This is a genomic window from Pseudomonas sp. YQ_6, assembly GCF_043103245.1.
GTDB lineage: Bacteria > Pseudomonadota > Gammaproteobacteria > Pseudomonadales > Pseudomonadaceae > Aquipseudomonas > Aquipseudomonas alloputida.
The window spans coordinates 30,782-48,871 of sequence record NZ_JBICJR010000028.1 but is presented as its reverse complement, the minus strand read 5'-3'; the positions used below and the strand labels follow the sequence as shown (position 1 = coordinate 48,871).

Below are 18,090 nucleotides of genomic sequence, written 5' to 3'. Positions count from 1 at the left end.
AAGCAAAGGCGTCCGATAGAAGGCCTTTCCCGATCCCGACTACAGGAGTGCGAGATGGCCAAGCGTATCCAGTTCAGCCAGCATGGCGGCCCGGAAGTGCTGCAGTTTGTGGAATTCGAACCCACCCCGCCTGGGCCACAGCAGGTGCGTGTGCGTAACCATGCGATCGGCCTGAACTTCATCGATACCTACTTCCGAAGCGGGCTGTATGCGCCGCCGTCCCTGCCTTCTGGCCTGGGTACCGAAGCGGCAGGTGTGGTAGAGGCCGTGGGCGAAGGCGTGTCCCGGCTGAAGGTAGGAGACCGTGTGGCACATGCCGGCGGCCCGCTGGGCGCCTACAGCGAGGTGCATACGCTACCGGAAGCCAACCTGGTCAAGCTGCCGGACACCATCAGCTTCGAGCAGGCGGCAGCGGTGATGCTCAAGGGTTTGACCGTACAGTACCTGTTGAAGCAGACCTATGAGGTGAAGGCGGGTGATGTGATCCTGTTCCATGCCGCAGCCGGTGGTGTAGGGTCGCTGGCTTGCCAGTGGGCCAAGGCCCTGGGCGCCAAGCTGATCGGCACCGTGAGCTCTGCCGAGAAGGCAGAGCGGGCCAAGGCGCTGGGGGCTTGGGCGACCATCGACTACAGCCGTGAAGATGTGGTCAAGCGCGTACTGGAGCTGACCGACGGCAAGAAATGCCCGGTGGTGTATGACGGCGTGGGTGCCGACACCTGGCTGACCTCGCTGGACTGCCTGCGCCCGCGTGGGTTGATGGTGAGCTTTGGCAACGCTTCCGGTGCGGTGAGCGGGGTGAACCTGGGGATCCTGGCGCAGAAGGGCTCGCTGTATGTCACCCGGCCGACCTTGGCCACCTATGCCAACAATGCCGAGAACACCCAGGCCATGGCCGATGACCTGTTTGCGATGATTGCGAGCGGGAAGCTGGTTGTGGATATCCAGCAGCGGTATCCACTGAGCGAGGCGGCCAAGGCGCAGGCAGAGCTGTCGGCGCGGCGGACTGTAGGATCGACTGTACTAACCCCCTGAGCCACACACATTCCCTGTAGGAGCGGGTTTACCCGCGAAGAAGCCACCGCGATGGATGGCACCGGCTTTGCCGGTGTTCGCGGGCAAGCCCGCTCCCACAGGTACTGCGTCGGCCTCGATAGCTTCGCTATGCCTGTGAGGGTCGGTTTGTCGGCGGTGGAGTCGACTCGATGCCATCGAGTATCGCCTCGATCACACCCTCTGCCATTTCAATCGCATGCAGGTTCGACCAGAACATGCCACGGCCTTCTTCACGCATGTAGTCCAAAGCTTTGTAGCCGGTTTCGTAAGCGCTGCGCAGGTACAGGGCTACGTGGACCAGAGCGTCCTCGGCAGAAATGTTTGGGTTGACGGTGAAGAGTGGATCGTGGCCGGCATCGCAGCGGCCGAAGGGACGGGTGGAGGTGCATGGGAGAGGTGGATCGGGGACTATTTTCTTCATCATTGGAAAATGCTCCTCAAGGCCGCCAACCTTCACTACCACGTGAATGGGTGGCGACTGTACGCGAGGTGGTAGACCCGGGCATTTTCCAATCCAGGCAGGCTCGAAAGCCTCCCACGCACAGCCACCATAGACTGTCATGGAAAAAATGCATCCGGGCTACCACACCCGATCGCCAAGTTATTCGGCGACGGATAGAGCCTAGAGGCAGAGGTTCCCACTTAGAAGGTGATGGAAGGAGACGCGGGTCGTAGGATATTTCCCAATCCTCAAACCGGACAACCATTCGAGACAAAATCAGAAAAATCTCCGCTGGCTAGGCCCGAACCTGTGGGAGCGGGCATGCCCGCGAACACGGGCGAAGCCCGTGCCAGGCACCGGGTTGTATTCTTCGCGGGCGCGCCCGCTCCCACAGGGGCCCGAGTCCCGAGCCAGGCCTGTGGATAGGTATCAACCCGGGCGAACGACTTCGCCGGTTGCCAGGTCGCGAATCACACTCGGGTTTTTCCGCCCCCCCAGCGCGCCGCCAAGCACCAGGTCCAACTGGCCGTGGAAGTATTGCTCCACCCGCAACCGGGTCTTCGCCGCCGGGCGCCCGCCGGGGTTGCACGAGGTGGAAATCAGCGGCCCCACCAGCGCGCACAGTTCACGCACCACCGGGTGATCACTGACCCGCAGCGCCACCGTGTCATGCTGCCCAGTCACCCACTCGGGCAACAGGTCCTGGTGCGGCACCAGCCAGGTGTTCGGCCCCGGCCAGGTGCTGCCCATACGGTCGATCCAGTCCTCGGGGAAGTCCTCGAACAGGAAGTCGAACTGACGGATATTGTCAGCGACCAGAATCAGCCCTTTATCCACAGGGCGCGACTTCAGCGCCAGCAGGCGATACACCGCGTCCTCGTTCCATGGGTCGCAGCCCAGGCCCCAGACCGCTTCCGTCGGGTAGGCGATCACCGCGCCCGCCCGGATCTCACGTGCGGCTTGTTGCACACGAAAACTGCTCACCATTGCTGTTTCTCCGCCTGAATACCTTGCTTGTGCGCAGTGTACTTAGCCCGCGCGGGCAAACCAACGCCCGGCTTCATTGCTGACCCGGCCTTCCAGCTCCAGCTCGGTCAACTGCGCCAGCACGTCGGCCAGCGGCTGCTCGCTGCAGTGGGCCAGGCTTTCACTGGTCTGGGGTGCGGCATGCAGAAGGGCGAGCAGGGGGTGGTCGAATCTGTCCATAACCGCAGGCGGCAGGTTCTGCCAACCCTGCAAGCTTTCCAGGATCTGCTCCACCGTTTCCACCAGCAGCGCCCCATCACGAATCAGCTGGTGACAGCCCTTGGCCCCTGGGTGATGAATGGAGCCCGGAATGGCGTACACCTCGCGGCCTTGTTCCGCCGCCAGACGCGCCGTGATCAGCGAGCCGCTGGCGAGGCTCGCCTCGACCACCAGCACACCGAGCGACAGCCCACTGATGATGCGGTTGCGCCGGGGGAAGTTGCCGGGCAGCGGCCCGGCATCCAGGGGATACTCGGAAACCAGCGCGCTGCCGTTGTCGATCATCGCCTGCGCAAGGTCCCGATGGCGCTGTGGATAAAGTTTTTGCAACCCCGTACCGAGCACGGCAATCGTGCCGCCGCCAGCCTGCAACGCGGCCCGATGAGCGGCACCGTCGACACCCACCGCCAGCCCGCTGGTAATGGTGAAACCAGCCTGCGCGAGGTAGCGGGAAAATGCCCGGGCGGTGTCGAGCGCCGGGGGTGTGGCACGTCTGCTGCCCACGATCGCCAGCTGAGGACGATCGAGCAAGGCAGGTTCGCCAGCGACAAAAAGCAGCGGCGGGGCATCGTCGATTTCTGCCAGCAAGGCTGGGTAGTCTGGGCCGTCCCACATCAGCAAATGCTGGCCAGGGCGCTCCAGCCAAGCCATTGCGGCCAGTGCGCCATCGCGTACCTCGGCACTGCGCCGGGCATCGATGGTGGCTTGGGGGATGCCCAACGCTCGCCAGGCCGAAGCGGGAGCACTGAGCGCGGAGGAGGCACTGCCGAAGGCTTCGAGCAACGTTCGAAAGCGTCGCAGTCCAGCCTCGGGGAGGCGATGCAGGCGTAAGCGTGCCTCCAGTTCGGCAGGCGGGCAGGGCGACGAATGGTGACTGGGCATTGAGATCATCCTTGATCGAAACAGGGCCATTTACGTGGTACAAACTGTGGATAACTCTGTGAGTAACACTTTGAAAAGCTGTCCATTGATTGGGGGCTATCAAGCCCATAGTCACCCTAGACGAGCTTGCCAGGTGCCGAAATCCCCGTTTCCCTTTATTATGTGTGCTCAGTTTTCAACCGAACGCACAGTGACTGCCTGACCTTATGGCCATCTTGAACATTCTCGAATTCCCGGACCCGCGCCTGCGCACCCTCGCCAAACCGGTGACGGAGTTCGACGACGCCCTGCGTCAGCTGATCGACGACATGTTTGAAACCATGTACGAAGCCCCTGGCATCGGCCTGGCCGCTACCCAGGTGAACGTGCACAAGCAGGTTGTGGTCATGGACCTCAGCGAAGACCGCAGCGAACCGCGCGTCTTCATCAACCCGTCGGTCGAAGAGCTGACCCATGACATGGGCCAGTACCAGGAAGGCTGCCTGTCGGTACCGGGCTTCTACGAGAACGTCGACCGCCCGCTGCGTGTCCGGGTCAAGGCCCAGGACCGCGACGGCAAGCCGTTCGAACTGGAATGCGAAGGCCTGCTGGCGGTGTGCGTCCAGCACGAATTCGATCACCTCAACGGCAAGCTGTTCGTCGACTACCTGTCGCAGCTCAAGCGCGACCGGATCAAGAAGAAGCTGGAAAAGCAGCACCGCCAGCAAGCCTGATCCCCACCTTCCTGAAGGCTTGCTCCGGCAAGCCTTTTTCTTTTTTGAAGCGAGAACTCCATGCGCATCGTCTTTGCAGGCACTCCAGAGTTTGCCGCCGAACACCTCAAGGCCCTGCTCGACAGCCCCTACGAGATCGTGGCCGCCTACACCCAGCCCGACCGCCCTGCCGGCCGTGGCCAGAAGCTGATGCCAAGTGCGGTCAAGGCACTGGCCGTGGCCCATGACATCCCGGTGTTCCAGCCGCAGACCCTGCGCAACGCCGATGCCCAGGCCGAACTGGCCGCACTGAAGCCGGACCTGATGGTAGTAGTCGCCTACGGCCTGATCCTGCCGCAAGTGGTGCTGGATATCCCGAGCCTGGGCTGCATCAACAGCCACGCCTCCCTGCTGCCACGCTGGCGCGGTGCCGCGCCGATCCAGCGCGCCGTGGAAGCTGGCGACGCCGAAAGCGGCGTGACCGTCATGCGCATGGAAGCAGGTCTGGACACCGGCCCGATGCTGCTCAAGGTAGTCACCCCGATCAGCGCCGACGACACCGGCGGCACCTTGCACGATCGCCTGGCCAAAATGGGCCCGCCCGCAGTCGTTCGGGCCATCGCCGGCCTGGCTGACGGTTCGCTGCAAGGCGAAATACAGGACGATGCCCTGGCCACCTACGCGCACAAACTGAACAAGGACGAAGCGCGTATCGACTGGACCCGCCCGGCCGTCGAGCTGGAACGCCTGATCCGCGCCTTCAACCCATGGCCGGTGTGCCACAGCATGCTGGACGGTGAAAGCGTCAAGGTGCTGGCCGCCAACCTGTCCACAGACCAAGGCGCCCCGGGCGAGATACTTTCCGCCAGCAAGGACGGCCTCGTAGTTGCGTGTGGTGACCAAGCCCTGAGCCTGACCCGCCTGCAACTGCCTGGCGGCAAGGCATTGAGCTTCAGTGACCTGTTCAACAGCCGCCGCGAGAAGTTCGCCGCTGGCAAGGTGCTGGGCCAATGAACCCACGCCTCGCCGCCGCCCGTGCGCTGGCCGCTGTGCTCAGCGGCAAGGCTTCGCTGAACAGCTCGCTGCCGGCGCAACTGGACAAGGTAGATGAACGCGACCGCGGCCTGACCCAGGACCTGGCGTTCGGCACCGCACGTTGGCAGCCACGCCTCGACCTGCTGGCCGCACAGCTGCTGCAAAAGCCCTTCAAGGCAGCCGATGCCGATGTTCAGGCGCTGCTGCTGGTCGGCCTGTACCAGCTGTTCTACACCCGCATTCCGGCACATGCCGCCATCGGCGAGACCGTGGGCTGTGCCGACAAACTGAAGAAGCCGTGGGCCAAGGGCCTGCTCAATGCCGTACTGCGCCGTGCCCAGCGCGAAGGCGAGGAACTGCTCGCCGGCATGGAGCGCGACCCGGTGGTGCGTACCGCCCACCCGCGCTGGCTGCAGAAGGCGCTGAAAGCCTTCTGGCCAGAGCAGTGGGAAGCCATCTGCGCCGCCAACAATGCCCACCCTCCGATGATTCTGCGGGTCAACCGCCGTCACCATAGCCGCGATGCCTACCTGGCACTGCTGGCCGAAGCCGGCATTGGCGCCAGCGCATGCCAGTACAGCCGGGATGGCATCGTGCTGGCCGAAGCCTGCGACGTGCGCGGCCTGCCAGGCTTCGCCGAAGGCTGGGTGAGCGTGCAGGACGAAGCTGCGCAGCTATCTGCCGACCTGCTGGAACTGGCCCCCGGCCAACGCGTGCTCGATGCTTGCTGCGCACCGGGCGGCAAAACCTGCCACCTGCTGGAGGCCGAGGCTGGCCTGGCCCACATGGTGGCCATCGACCTCGAAGCCAAGCGCCTGACCCGCGTGCGAGAAAACCTCGACCGCCTGCAGCTGGACGCCGAGCTGATCGCCTGCGATGCCCGCGACACTGCCAGCTGGTGGGACGGCAAGCCATTCCAGCGCATTCTGCTCGACGCGCCGTGCTCGGCCACCGGCGTGATTCGCCGCCACCCGGACATCAAGCTGACCCGCCAAGCCGATGACATCCCGGCTTTGGCCACGCTGCAAGGCGAGTTGCTCGATGCCCTGTGGCCGACCTTGGAAGTGGGCGGCATGCTGCTATACGCCACCTGCTCCAGCTTGCCAACCGAAAACACTGAAGTGATCAAAGCCTTCCTCGCCCGCACCCCGGGCGCCCGTGAGCTGGACCTGGCGACCGAAGCCGGCCTGCGCCAGCCCCACGGCCGTCAGTTGCTGGCCCAGGAAGGCGGCCACGACGGTTTCTACTATGCCAAGCTGATCAAGATCGCCGCCTCGCGCGGATAAGAACAAAGGATAGGGAGTAGCGCATGAAGATCATCATCCTCGGCGCAGGGCAGGTAGGCGGTACGCTGGCTGAACACCTGGCCAGCGAAGCCAACGACATTACCGTGGTCGACACCGACGGCGACCGCCTGCGCGACCTCGGCGACCGCCTGGACATCCGCACCGTCCAGGGCCGTGGCTCACTGCCGACGGTACTGCGTCAGGCCGGTGCCGACGACGCCGACATGCTGGTGGCGGTAACCAACAGTGACGAGACCAACATGGTTGCCTGCCAGGTGGCCTATTCGCTGTTCCATACCCCGACCAAGATTGCACGGGTGCGCGAATCGTCCTACCTGACCCGCGAAGAGCTGTTCGACAACGACCATATCCCGGTCGACGTTCTGATCAGCCCCGAGCAGGTGGTGACCAATTACATCAAGCGCCTGATCGAACACCCAGGCTCGCTGCAGGTGATCGATTTCGCCGAGGGCAAGGCCCAGCTCGTGGCAGTGAAGGCCTACTATGGCGGCCCGCTGGTCGGCCAGCAATTGCGCCAGATCCGCGCGCACATGCCCAACGTCGACACCCGCGTGGCGGCCATCTTCCGCCGTGACCGGCCGATCACCCCGCGTGGCGACACGGTGATCGAAGCCGACGACGAGGTGTTCTTCATTGCCGCGAAGAAGGATATCCGTGCGGTGATGGGCGAACTGCGCCGCATCGACGAAACCAATAAACGCATTGTCATCGCCGGCGGCGGGCAGATCGGCGAGCGCCTGGCGGAGGCCATCGAAAGCCGATATCAGGTGAAGATCATCGAGATGAGCCCGGCGCGTTGCCGGCACCTCTCCGATACCCTCGAAAGCACTGTGGTGCTGCAGGGCAGCGCCTCGGACAAAGACCTGATGCTCGAAGAGAACATCGCCGACGCCGATATTTTCCTGGCCCTGACCAACGATGACGAAGCCAACATCATGTCGTCCTTGCTGGCCAAGCGCCTGGGCGCAGGCAAGGTGATGACCATCATCAACAACCCGGCTTATGTCGACCTGGTGCAGGGCGGCGATATCGACATTGCCATCAGCCCGCAGCTCGCCACCATCGGCACCCTGCTGGCGCACGTGCGCCGGGGCGACATTGTCAGCGTGCACTCGCTGCGCCGCGGTGCGGCCGAAGCGATCGAGGCGGTGGCACATGGCGATTCGAAGTCGAGCAAGGTGGTCGGCAAGGCGATCGAGAACATTGCCCTGCCACCGGGAACCACCATCGGCGCGATCATCCGTGACGAAGAGGTGATGATTGCCCACGACGACACCGTGATCGAATCGGGTGACCATGTAATCCTGTTCGTTGTGGATAAAAAGCACATTCGTGATGTGGAGAAGCTATTCCACGTCGGCTTGAGTTTCTTCTAGGAGAAGAGGGCATGCGCGAGTCGCTGGAGAAGATGCTGGCCAAGGGTGTGGATAACCCACTGCTGAGGTTTGGTCTGGGCAAGGCTTGGCTGGATGAAGGCAACGGCGCTGAAGCGGCGGTACACCTGGCGCGCTGTGTAGAGCAGGATCCGAAATACTCGGCAGCGTGGAAGCTTCTGGGCAAGGCCTATCAGTTGCAGGGTGACCTGGCGGCGGCGCGCAAGGCGTGGGAAGACGGGATCGTGGCGGCGCAGGCCCATGGCGACAAGCAAGCCGAGAAAGAGATGACCGTATTCCTGAAGAAGCTCAACAAAGCAGCGGGTTGACGCGGCCCCTGTAGGAGCGGGTTTACCCGCGAATGCGTCGGTGAATCCAACATCGCATTCGCGGGTAAACCCGCTCCTACCAGAGGGCGATGAATGGCTTAATACCAGCGCGGCTCGCCAGCCGGGCGCTTCTTGAAGCGCTTCATGCTCCACATGTACTGGCTCGGGTACTCGCGTACATAACGCTCGACCACTTTGCTCATCGCCGCCGCCGACACATTCACATCGGTGCTGTACATCTCTTCCGGCGCAGCTTCGAGGAACACCTTGAAGCCCGAGCCATCCGGCAACCGCAGCGCATGCAGGAACACACCTACCGCCTTGCCACCGGCCAGCATGTTCGGCACGAACTTGCTGGTCAGCGCCTGGGTGCCGAGGAACGGCACGAACACGCCCGCCGATTCCGCCGGCTCCGGGTCGGCAGGAATACCCACCTGGCCACCACGGCGCACTTCCTTGATCACGCTGAGGATGCCTTCCTTGGTCGACGGTGCCACGCGATTGCCCATCTGCACGCGCTGCTCGCGCAGCAGGTCATCCACCGCCTTCAGCTTCGGCGGGCGGTAGAAGATGATCGGTTTGCACTGGTTGCAGTAGAAGTGGTTCAGCACTTCCCAGTTGCCCAGGTGGCTGGTGATGCCGACCACGCCTTTACCCGAGGCCAGGGCCTGCTCCAGCACTTCCAGGCCATGCACTTCCTTGACCAGCTCCAGCGAGCGTTGCGGCGGCCAGATCCAGGCACAGGCACTTTCGACAAAGGATTTACCGATATCCCGCAGCGCCTGGCCCACCAGTTGCTCACGGGCAACCGGGTCCATCTCCGGGAAGCATTTGGCCAGGTTGATCCGTACCACGTTGCGCGAACTGTTGGGGATTTTCCACATCAGCCAGCCAATACCGGCGCCGACACGCTGCACAGCGCCCCAGGGCAGCTTGGCAAACAGGCGCAGCACCCCGACCATCAGGGCGCCCTTGAACTTTTCCACAGGCGAATTCCTTATTTCAGCAAGGCGCGCATTGTAACCCCTCAGCGCAACAAGGCGGCGTAGCGATCGCAGTCGGTGGTGTGGTCCATGACCATGCCGGTGGCCTGCATGAAGGCGTAGCAGATGGTCGGACCGACGAACGTGAAGCCAGCTTTCTGCAGGGCCTTGCTCATTGCCTTGGCTTCATCGGTGACCGCCGGCACATCGCTGCGCTGCTTGAAGTGGTTGATCTTCGGCGAGCCGCCGATGAACGACCACAGCCATTCGGCAGGGTTATCCACAGCCAGCCAGGCCTGGGCATTGCGCCGTGCAGCCTTGAGCTTGAGGCGATTGCGGATGATGCCTGCATCCTGCATCAATTCTTCGATGCGTTCGTCGCTCATGGCCGCCAGCTTTACCGGGTCGAAGCCGTACATCACCTGACGATAACGCTCGCGTTTGCGCAAAACGGTAATCCACGAAAGCCCCGCCTGGAACCCTTCGAGCAAAAGCATCTCGAAGAGCAACGCCGGGTCGCGCTGTGGCATTCCCCATTCCTGGTCGTGGTAGGCCTGGTACAACGGATCGTCGGTACACCAAAAGCAGCGTGGCATAAGGCTCCAATGAGTAGAGGGCGAGGCGAATCAGGTTATACTCCCGCTCTTTACATCCGCATCCCCAGATACAGGTGAATTTCGTGAGCCAGCCTACGCCAGCCGTGCGTACCTTCCAAGACCTGATCCTCGCCCTGCAGAACTACTGGGCAGCTCAAGGTTGTGTGGTACTTCAGCCCTACGATATGGAAGTAGGCGCCGGCACTTTCCACACCGCTACATTCCTGCGCGCCGTGGGTCCAGAAACCTGGAACGCCGCCTATGTGCAGCCTAGCCGTCGTCCTGCCGACGGGCGGTATGGCGAAAACCCCAACCGCCTGCAGCACTACTACCAGTTCCAGGTGGTGCTCAAACCGAACCCGGCCAACTTCCAGGAGCTGTACCTCGGCTCGCTGAAAGCCATCGGTCTGGATCCGCTGGTGCACGACATTCGTTTCGTCGAAGACAACTGGGAATCGCCGACCCTCGGCGCCTGGGGTCTGGGCTGGGAAATCTGGCTCAACGGCATGGAAGTCACCCAGTTCACCTACTTCCAACAAGTCGGCGGCATCGAGTGCTACCCGGTCACCGGTGAAATCACCTACGGCCTGGAGCGCCTGGCCATGTACATCCAGGGCGTCGATTCGGTGTACGACCTGGTGTGGGCCGACGGCCCGTTCGGCAAGGTCACCTATGGCGACGTGTTCCACCAGAACGAGGTGGAGCAGTCGACCTACAACTTTGAACATGCCAACGTCGACAAACTGTTCGAACTGTTCGATTTCTACGAAAGCGAAGCCAACCGCCTGATCAAGCTGGAGCTGCCGCTGCCGACCTATGAAATGGTCCTGAAGGCCTCGCACACCTTCAACCTGCTGGACGCCCGCCGCGCCATCTCGGTAACCGAGCGCCAGCGTTACATCCTGCGTGTACGTACCCTGGCCCGGGACGTGGCGCAAAGCTATCTGCAAGCCCGCGCACGCCTGGGCTTCCCGATGGCCACCCCTGAACTGCGTGACGAAGTGTTGGCTAAGCTGGAGGCTGCACAATGAGTGCTCAAGATTTCCTGGTAGAACTGGGCACCGAAGAGCTGCCACCCAAGGCCCTCGCCAGCCTTGGCGACGCCTTCCTGGCCGGTATCGAAAAAGGCCTGCAGGCTGCTGGCCTGAATTACACCGGCAAGCAGGTGTACGCCGCGCCGCGTCGTCTGGCCGTGCTGATTCGCCAGCTGGACGTGCAGCAGCCTGACCGCAGCATCAACATCGACGGCCCGCCCCTGCAGGCTGCCTTCAACGCCGAAGGCGAGCCGACCCAGGCTGCGCTGGGCTTCGCCAAGAAGTGCGGTGTGGAACTGGCCGAGATCGACCAGAGCGGCCCCAAGCTGCGCTTCTCCCAGCACATCCCGGGCAAGGCTACCGTTGGGCTGCTGCCGACCATCGTCGAAGATTCGCTGAACGACCTGCCGATTCCCAAGCGCATGCGCTGGGCGGCCAGCCGTGAAGAGTTCGTACGCCCGACCCAATGGCTGGTGATGCTGCTGGGCGATCAGGTGGTCGACTGCACCATCCTGTCGCAGAAGGCCGGGCGTGAATCCCGTGGCCACCGCTTCCACCATCCGGAAAACGTGCTCATCACCACCCCGGCCAACTACGTCGAAGACCTGCGCAAGGCCTACGTCCTGGCCGACTTCGCCGAGCGCCGCGAGCTGATCAGCAAGCGTACCGCAGAGCTGGCCATGCAGCAGGAAGGCACGGCCATCGTGCCACCGGCGCTGCTGGACGAAGTGACCGCACTGGTCGAGTGGCCGGTGCCGCTGGTGTGCTCGTTCGAGGAGCGTTTCCTCGAGGTACCGCAAGAAGCCCTGATCACCACCATGCAGGACAACCAGAAGTACTTCTGCCTGCTGGACAACGAAGGCAAGCTGCTGCCGCGCTTCATTACCGTGGCCAACGTCGAAAGCCGCGACCCGAAGCAGATCGTGCAAGGCAACGAAAAAGTCGTGCGCCCGCGCCTGACCGACGCCGAGTTCTTCTTCAAGCAGGACAAGAAGCAGCCACTGGAAACCTTCAACGAACGTCTCAAGAACGTGGTGTTCCAGGCTCAGCTCGGCACCGTGTACGACAAGGCTGAACGTGTTTCCAGGCTGGCCGCCTTCATTGCTCCGCTGATCGGCGGCGACGCCCAGCGCGCTGGCCGTGCCGGCCTGCTGTCGAAGTGCGACCTGGCCACTGAGATGGTCGGCGAATTCCCTGAAATGCAGGGTGTTGCCGGTTACTACTACGCGCTCAACGACGGTGAGCCGGAAGACGTAGCCCTGGCCCTGAACGAGCAGTACATGCCGCGCGGTGCAGGCGCCGAGCTGCCGCAGACCCTGACCGGTGCTGCCGTGGCCATCGCCGACAAGCTCGACACCCTGGTGGGCATCTTTGGCATCGGCATGCTGCCTACCGGCAGCAAGGACCCGTACGCCCTGCGCCGTGCTGCTCTGGGCGTGCTGCGTATCCTGATCGAGAAGCAACTGGACCTGGACCTGACCGGTGCGGTCGAGTTTGCGGTCAAGCAGTTCGGCGCCAAGGTCAAGGCCCCCGGCCTGGCCGAACAAGTACTGGAGTTCATTTTCGACCGCCTGCGCGCGCGTTACGAAGACGAAGGCATCGACGTCGCCACGTACCTGTCGGTACGCGCACTGCAGCCAGGCTCCGCCCTGGACTTCGACCAGCGCGTACAAGCCGTGCAGGCGTTCCGCAAACTGCCGGAAGCCGAGGCCCTGGCCGCGGTGAACAAGCGCGTGTCGAACCTGCTGAGCAAGGCCGAAGGTGCCATCGCCGAGCAGGTCGAGCCGAAGTACTTCGACAATGCCAACGAGTTCTCCCTGTACTCGGCCATCCAGCAGGCCGACCAGGCCGTGCAACCGATGGCTGCGGCACGTCAGTACAGCGAATCGCTGGCCCGCCTGGCGGCCCTGCGTGACCCGGTCGATGCCTTCTTCGAGGCGGTCATGGTCAACGCCGAAGACGCCAAGGTACGTGCCAACCGTTATGCCCTGCTCAGCCGCCTGCGCGGCCTGTTCCTGGGCGTGGCTGACATTTCGCTGCTGGGGTAAGCCTTGAAACTGCTGATTCTCGACCGTGACGGGGTGATCAACTACGACTCCGATGCGTACATCAAGACGCTGGAAGAATGGGTGCCGATCCCAGGTTCGGTCGATGCGATCGCGCAGTTGAGCAAGGCGGGCTGGACGGTGGCCGTGGCCACCAACCAGTCCGGCATTGCCCGTGGCTACTACCCGCTGGCAACCCTTGAGGCCATGCACGCGCGTCTGCGCGCGCTGGTGGCCGAGCAGGGCGGCGAGGTGGGCCACATCGTGTATTGCCCGCATGGGCCGGACGAGGGGTGCGATTGCCGCAAGCCCAAGCCCGGCATGCTGCGGGCGATCGCCGAGCATTACCAGATCGGCCTTGAAGGCGTCTGGTTCGTCGGCGACAGCAAAGGTGACCTGGAGGCCGCCCTGGCCGTCGGTGCACAACCCGTGCTGGTGAAGACCGGCAAGGGCGAGCGGACCCTGGAAAAAGGCGTCCCGGAAACTACACTGATTTTCGACGATCTGGCAGCTATCGCCAGAGAACTAATTTAAACAGTGCGCCTTCTGGCGCATTTTTCTCAGGCGGGCATGCCCCGCAATGGTACAAGCCACTATGTCGATCCTGCAGGCGATCAGAATCTTTCTTTTTTACCTGCTGCTGGGCACCAGTTCGCTGCTGTGGTGCTCGCTGAGCTTCTTCGTCGCGCCGTTCCTGTCGTTCCCCAAGCGCTACAAGTTCATCAATGTGTACTGGTGCCGCTGCGCGCTGTTTCTGGTGCGCACCATCTTGGGCATCGACTACAAGATCACTGGCGCCGAGAACGTGCCAGCTGAGCCTTGCGTGATTTTGTCCAATCACCAGAGCACCTGGGAAACCTTCTTCCTGTCCCAGTACTTCTCGCCGCTTAGCCAGGTGCTCAAGCGCGAGCTGCTGTATGTACCGTTCTTCGGCTGGGCCATGGCCATGCTGCGGCCCATCGCGATCAACCGCGACAACCCCAAGGAAGCGTTGCGCCAGGTGGCGAGCAAGGGTGACGAACTGCTCAAGCAGAAGACGTGGGTGCTGATTTTCCCAGAAGGCACCCGTGTACCGTTCGGCACCCTCGGCAAGTTCTCCCGCGGCGGTACCGCCCTGGCCGTGAATGCCGGGCTGCCGGTGCTGCCGATTGCCCACAACGCTGGCAAGTTCTGGCCCAAGACGGGTTGGGGCAAGCGCGCCGGTACAATCGAAGTGGTAATTGGTGAGCCGATGTACGCCAACGGCACTGGGCCACGTGCCATCGCCGAACTCAACGACCGCGCTGCAGCTTGGAACGAAGCGACCCAGCGGGCCATGGGATCGCTGCCGCCAGCTGCGGAAAAACCTCAGGAGCAGATGGCTTGACCTTCTGTGGATAACTTGTGTGCAGTTTTTGGATTAAATGCTTGAATTGATAGCTAAGTGTATGAATTTTCTAGTTATTTCTTTGTATGAATTTTTTCTGAAAATCGTGCATAAGTTTTTTTGAGGTATAAAAAAACCGGCTTTTACAGCCGGTTTTTTTATGGCATGTGGACATCAGACTTTGTCGATATCTACATCCTTGGTTTCTCTCAGACAGAAGATCCCAACCACCAGGCTGATCCCGGTCACCAGCACCGGGTACCACAGCCCGTAGAAGATATCCCCGGTATAGACCACCAGCGCAAACGATACGGTAGGCAGGAAACCACCAAACCAGCCATTGCCAATGTGGTAGGGCAGCGACATCGAGGTGTAGCGGATGCGGGTCGGGAACAGCTCGACCATCACCGCCGCCAACGGACCATAGGTCATGGTCGCGATCAGGATCATCGCCACGATCAGTACCACCACCATTACCTGGTTGACCTGCGCAGGCTCCGCCTTGGCCGGGTAACCAGCCTGCTCGATTGCAGCACGCATGGCGGTTTCGTCAAAGCCGTTGATGGTCTTGTCACCGATGTTCACCACCACTTCACTGCCGGCCACGCTTACCGAGCTGTACGGCAGGCCCTGCTTAACCAGGAAGGTCTTGACCTTGTCGCACGGGCTGTCAAAACGAGCCTTGCCCACTGGGTCGAACTGGAATGTGCAGCCTTGCGGGTCGGCGGTGACCACAATCGGCGCCTGACGGCTGGCAGCGTCGATCTGCGGGTTGGCGTAGTGGCTCAGCGCCTTGAACAGTGGGAAGTACAGTACCGTGGCCAGCAACAGGCCGAGCATCAGGATCGGCTTGCGGCCGATACGGTCGGACAACCAGCCGAAGAACACGAAGAACGGCGCGCCAATCACAACGCTGATGATGAGCAGGGTGTTGGCCTGAGCCGAGTCCATTTTCAGCATCTGGGTCATGAAGAACAGAACGTAGAACTGCGCCGTGTAGAAGGTCACAGCCTGCCCCGCGTTGATGCTGAACAGGGCGGTAAGCACCACTTTCAGGTTTGGCCAGGAGGTGAATGACTCACGGATGGGCGACTTGCTGACCTTGCCCTGAGCCTTCATTTTCACAAAGGCCGGCGACTCGTGCATGCTCATGCGAATCCAGGTGGAGATCGCCAGCAGCACGATCGACAGCAGGAACGGCAAGCGCCAGCCCCAGGTTTCGAACTGGTCGCCACTGACATACCGGCTACCCAGCACCACCAAGAGCGACAACAACAGGCCCAGCGTTGCGGTGGACTGGATGAAACCAGTGTGTAAGCCACGCTTGCCGGGCGGCGCATGCTCGGCCACGTAAGTGGCTGCACCGCCATACTCACCGCCCAGCGCCAGCCCCTGAAGCATGCGCAGGATCACCAGGATGATCGGTGCGGCGATGCCGATGCTGGCGTAGGTGGGCAACAACCCCACAGCGAAAGTGGACAGGCCCATCAACACGATGGTGACCAGGAAGGTGTACTTGCGCCCGATCATGTCACCCAGGCGGCCGAACACCAGCGCGCCAAACGGCCGCACCAGAAAGCCCGCAGCAAAGGCCATCAGGGCGAAGATGAAAGCGGTGGTATCGTTCACGCCAGCGAAGAACTGCTTGCTGATGACCGCTGCCAGCGCACCATAGAGAAAAAAGTCATACCACTCGAAAACCGTCCCGAGGGATGACGCGAAAATGATCTTGCGTTCTTCACGGCGGCTGGAGCTGCTGGCCGCCGCACCCTGCTCTTGGATGTAATCCGACATCGTTGCTGTCCTCGGCCCTTAGGCCACAGTGATTATTCTTGTTGTTCCACTGTCGGCGACTTCTGACCGCAAGCCGCCGGTACTGCACGCACCCGGGTCAGGGCGTCGGTAACGCGTCTTCGTTCAGGTAGGTCTGGGTAGCAGCTCCTTTGAGGATCAGTTGCGCCGCCTTTTCGGCGATCATCAGGGTGGGGGAACACGTATTGCCGGAAGTTATCTGCGGCATGATCGAAGCATCAGCCACGCGAAGTCCGGGGATGCCATGCACGCGCAGCTGGTTATCCACAACGTCCATGGCACCGTTGCCCATGCGACAGGTACCGACCGGGTGGAAGATGGTGGTGCCGATCTTGCCAGCGGCCTCGAACAGTTCTTCCTCGCTTTGCAGCGCCGGGCCCGGCAAATATTCCTTGGGCTCGAAAGCGGCGAGGGCAGGGGCCTGGACGATGCGCCGGGTAAGGCGAATGGCATCGGCAGCAACCCGCAAGTCCTGCGCAGCACTGAGGTAATTAGGGTCGATCAGCGGCGTGCTATTCATGTCGGTGCTGCAGATGTCGATGCGCCCACGGCTGGCCGGGCGCAGGTTGCACACCGAGGCCGTAAAGGCCGGGAACTGATGCAACGGCTCACCGAAGCGTTCCAGTGACAGCGGCTGCACGTGATACTGAAGGTTGGCGGTGGCCTGTTCGGGGCTTGAACGCACGAACACGCCTAACTGGCTCGGCGCCATGGCCAGCGGCCCGCTACGGTCGTAGAGGTAACGCAGGCCCATGCCCATCTTGCCCCACAGGCTGTTGGCCATCTGGTTCAAGGTACGGGTGTTGCGGATCTGGTAGATCAGGCGCAGTTGCAGGTGGTCCTGCAAGTTGCCACCAACGCCAGGCATATCGTGGCGAACACCAATGCCCAAGCTTTCCAGCAACTGACGCGGGCCGATGCCGGAGCGCTGGAGGATGCCCGGTGAACCAACCGCCCCAGCACAGAGGATGATCTCGCGGCGCGCCGCAAACTCATGCCAAGCCCCTTGCCAGAGCGCCTTCACCGCCCTTGCGCGGGTGTTGTCGAGCAGTACCTGATCAACCTGCACGCCGGTCAGCACAGTGAGGTTGGCGCGATCCTTGATCGGCCGCAGGAAAGCTTTGGAAGCGTTCCAGCGCACACCACTGCGCTGGTTGACCTGAAAATATCCACAACCCTGGTTGTCGCCGGTGTTGAAATCGTCGACCTTGCCAATACCGCTCTGCTCGGCGGCATCACGGAAAGCATCAAGGATCGGCCAGCTGTAGCGTTGGCGCTCGACCCGCCATTCGCCCTCCGCGCCGTGGTACTCGCTGGCGCCGGCAAAGTGGTTTTCGCTGGCCTTGAACAGCGGTAACACATCTTTCCACGCCCAGCCGTCGTTGCCTTGCGCGGCCCAATGGTCATAGTCGGCGGCTTGGCCCCGCATGTAGATCATGCCGTTGATCGACGAACAGCCACCTAGCACCTTGCCCCTTGGATAACCCAAAGCGCGACCGCCGAGCCCAGGCTGTGCCTCGGTCTTGAAGCACCAGTCTGTGCGCGGATTGCCGATGCAGTAGAGGTAACCGACGGGGATATGGATCCAGGGATAATTGTCACGGCCACCCGCCTCCAGCAGCAGCACGCGGCAGGAAGGGTCGGCGGACAAACGATTGGCCAGCAGGCATCCGGCAGGACCGGCCCCTACGACCACGTAGTCGAAGACAGAATCGGCTGATGGCATGTGCAACCTCGCGCCTGTTTTTTATTCTTGTCCCGATCCATCTTAGTGAGTAATTTCGTGGATGAAACACGAGATTTCGCGCAGCCGCTGTGCGTTTTAGCACAGTGGCAAGCCTGTACCGACCTCTTCGCGGGCTCGCCCGCACCTCAGGGATCACGTTAACTTCAGGG

17 protein-coding genes are annotated in these 18,090 nt (G+C 62.2%); 10 read left to right on the top strand and 7 right to left on the bottom strand.

The genetic code is table 11. From position 1 onward, the window contains the following. The first annotated feature begins 54 nt into the window (after positions 1-54). Positions 55-1,032 (top strand): NADPH:quinone reductase, encoded by a 978-nt coding sequence (locus tag ACF8FG_RS09035; RefSeq protein WP_318077344.1) that lies wholly within the window; start codon positions 55-57, stop codon positions 1,030-1,032. A 127-nt stretch (positions 1,033-1,159) separates the two neighbouring features. Here the strand turns inward: ACF8FG_RS09035 and ACF8FG_RS09030 are convergent, their stop codons facing one another. The 3 genes from ACF8FG_RS09030 to dprA form a co-directional block, all read right to left on the bottom strand. Then, a complete protein-coding gene (locus tag ACF8FG_RS09030) occupies positions 1,160-1,477 on the bottom strand; it encodes a hypothetical protein (RefSeq protein ID WP_020192348.1) in 318 nt (105 codons plus the stop codon). A 447-nt stretch (positions 1,478-1,924) separates the two neighbouring features. Further along, positions 1,925-2,482 carry an L-threonylcarbamoyladenylate synthase gene (locus ACF8FG_RS09025; protein ID WP_014589218.1) on the bottom strand — a complete coding sequence of 186 codons (558 nt, stop codon included), beginning with the start codon at positions 2,480-2,482 and terminating at the stop codon, positions 1,925-1,927. A gap of 42 nt (positions 2,483-2,524) precedes the next feature. Continuing rightward, positions 2,525-3,622, bottom strand: coding sequence for a DNA-processing protein DprA (gene dprA / locus ACF8FG_RS09020; protein WP_070383324.1), 1,098 nt, complete (start codon positions 3,620-3,622; stop codon positions 2,525-2,527). Between the two features lie 206 nt (positions 3,623-3,828). On the opposite strand from dprA, the gene def reads away from it, so the two are divergent. From def to ACF8FG_RS08995, 5 genes are read left to right on the top strand one after another with little or no spacing between them, the layout of a single operon-like run. Further along, complete coding sequence (gene def / locus ACF8FG_RS09015) at positions 3,829-4,335, top strand: peptide deformylase (RefSeq protein ID WP_003253111.1); 507 nt, start codon at positions 3,829-3,831, stop codon at positions 4,333-4,335. A gap of 60 nt (positions 4,336-4,395) precedes the next feature. Beyond that, positions 4,396-5,328 carry a methionyl-tRNA formyltransferase gene (fmt, locus tag ACF8FG_RS09010; RefSeq protein WP_318077343.1) on the top strand — a complete coding sequence of 311 codons (933 nt, stop codon included), beginning with the start codon at positions 4,396-4,398 and terminating at the stop codon, positions 5,326-5,328. Then, positions 5,325-6,635 carry a 16S rRNA (cytosine(967)-C(5))-methyltransferase RsmB gene (gene rsmB, locus ACF8FG_RS09005; RefSeq protein ID WP_003253115.1) on the top strand — a complete coding sequence of 437 codons (1,311 nt, stop codon included), beginning with the start codon at positions 5,325-5,327 and terminating at the stop codon, positions 6,633-6,635. Before fmt ends, rsmB begins: the two co-directional genes overlap by 4 nt. Positions 6,636-6,658: 23 nt before the next feature. After that, positions 6,659-8,032 carry a Trk system potassium transporter TrkA gene (trkA, locus tag ACF8FG_RS09000; protein ID WP_003253117.1) on the top strand — a complete coding sequence of 458 codons (1,374 nt, stop codon included), beginning with the start codon at positions 6,659-6,661 and terminating at the stop codon, positions 8,030-8,032. Between the two features lie 11 nt (positions 8,033-8,043). Continuing rightward, positions 8,044-8,358 carry a tetratricopeptide repeat protein gene (locus ACF8FG_RS08995; protein WP_014589214.1) on the top strand — a complete coding sequence of 105 codons (315 nt, stop codon included), beginning with the start codon at positions 8,044-8,046 and terminating at the stop codon, positions 8,356-8,358. 98 nt (positions 8,359-8,456) lie between these two features. Here ACF8FG_RS08995 and ACF8FG_RS08990 read toward each other — a convergent pair whose 3' ends face one another. Next, on the bottom strand, positions 8,457-9,344 hold the full coding sequence (locus tag ACF8FG_RS08990; RefSeq protein ID WP_003253121.1) for a lysophospholipid acyltransferase: 888 nt from the start codon (positions 9,342-9,344) through the stop codon (positions 8,457-8,459). Between the two features lie 41 nt (positions 9,345-9,385). Beyond that, positions 9,386-9,937: a DNA-3-methyladenine glycosylase I gene (locus tag ACF8FG_RS08985; protein WP_019438059.1), complete on the bottom strand. Its 552-nt coding sequence runs from the start codon at positions 9,935-9,937 to the stop codon at positions 9,386-9,388. An 83-nt stretch (positions 9,938-10,020) separates the two neighbouring features. Between ACF8FG_RS08985 and glyQ the strand changes: the two genes are divergently transcribed. The 4 genes from glyQ to ACF8FG_RS08965 are packed head-to-tail and all read left to right on the top strand — an operon-like array spanning position 10,021 to position 14,382. Next, on the top strand, positions 10,021-10,968 hold the full coding sequence (gene glyQ, locus ACF8FG_RS08980) for a glycine--tRNA ligase subunit alpha (RefSeq protein ID WP_003253126.1): 948 nt from the start codon (positions 10,021-10,023) through the stop codon (positions 10,966-10,968). Then, positions 10,965-13,019 carry a glycine--tRNA ligase subunit beta gene (gene glyS / locus ACF8FG_RS08975; RefSeq protein ID WP_014589212.1) on the top strand — a complete coding sequence of 685 codons (2,055 nt, stop codon included), beginning with the start codon at positions 10,965-10,967 and terminating at the stop codon, positions 13,017-13,019. The genes glyQ and glyS overlap by 4 nt, the downstream gene beginning before the upstream one ends. Before the next feature lie 3 nt (positions 13,020-13,022). Beyond that, positions 13,023-13,550 carry a D-glycero-beta-D-manno-heptose 1,7-bisphosphate 7-phosphatase gene (gene gmhB / locus ACF8FG_RS08970; RefSeq protein ID WP_003253129.1) on the top strand — a complete coding sequence of 176 codons (528 nt, stop codon included), beginning with the start codon at positions 13,023-13,025 and terminating at the stop codon, positions 13,548-13,550. Positions 13,551-13,596: 46 nt separating this feature from the next. After that, positions 13,597-14,382, top strand: coding sequence for a 1-acyl-sn-glycerol-3-phosphate acyltransferase (locus ACF8FG_RS08965; RefSeq protein ID WP_019438060.1), 786 nt, complete (start codon positions 13,597-13,599; stop codon positions 14,380-14,382). 174 nt (positions 14,383-14,556) lie between these two features. On the opposite strand, the gene ACF8FG_RS08960 is transcribed toward ACF8FG_RS08965, so the two are convergent. After that, positions 14,557-16,176 carry an MFS transporter gene (locus tag ACF8FG_RS08960; protein WP_119713160.1) on the bottom strand — a complete coding sequence of 540 codons (1,620 nt, stop codon included), beginning with the start codon at positions 16,174-16,176 and terminating at the stop codon, positions 14,557-14,559. A 97-nt stretch (positions 16,177-16,273) separates the two neighbouring features. Continuing rightward, positions 16,274-17,920, bottom strand: a complete 1,647-nt coding sequence (locus ACF8FG_RS08955; protein WP_014589208.1) for a GMC family oxidoreductase — start codon at positions 17,918-17,920, stop codon at positions 16,274-16,276. Positions 17,921-18,090: the final 170 nt, after the last annotated feature.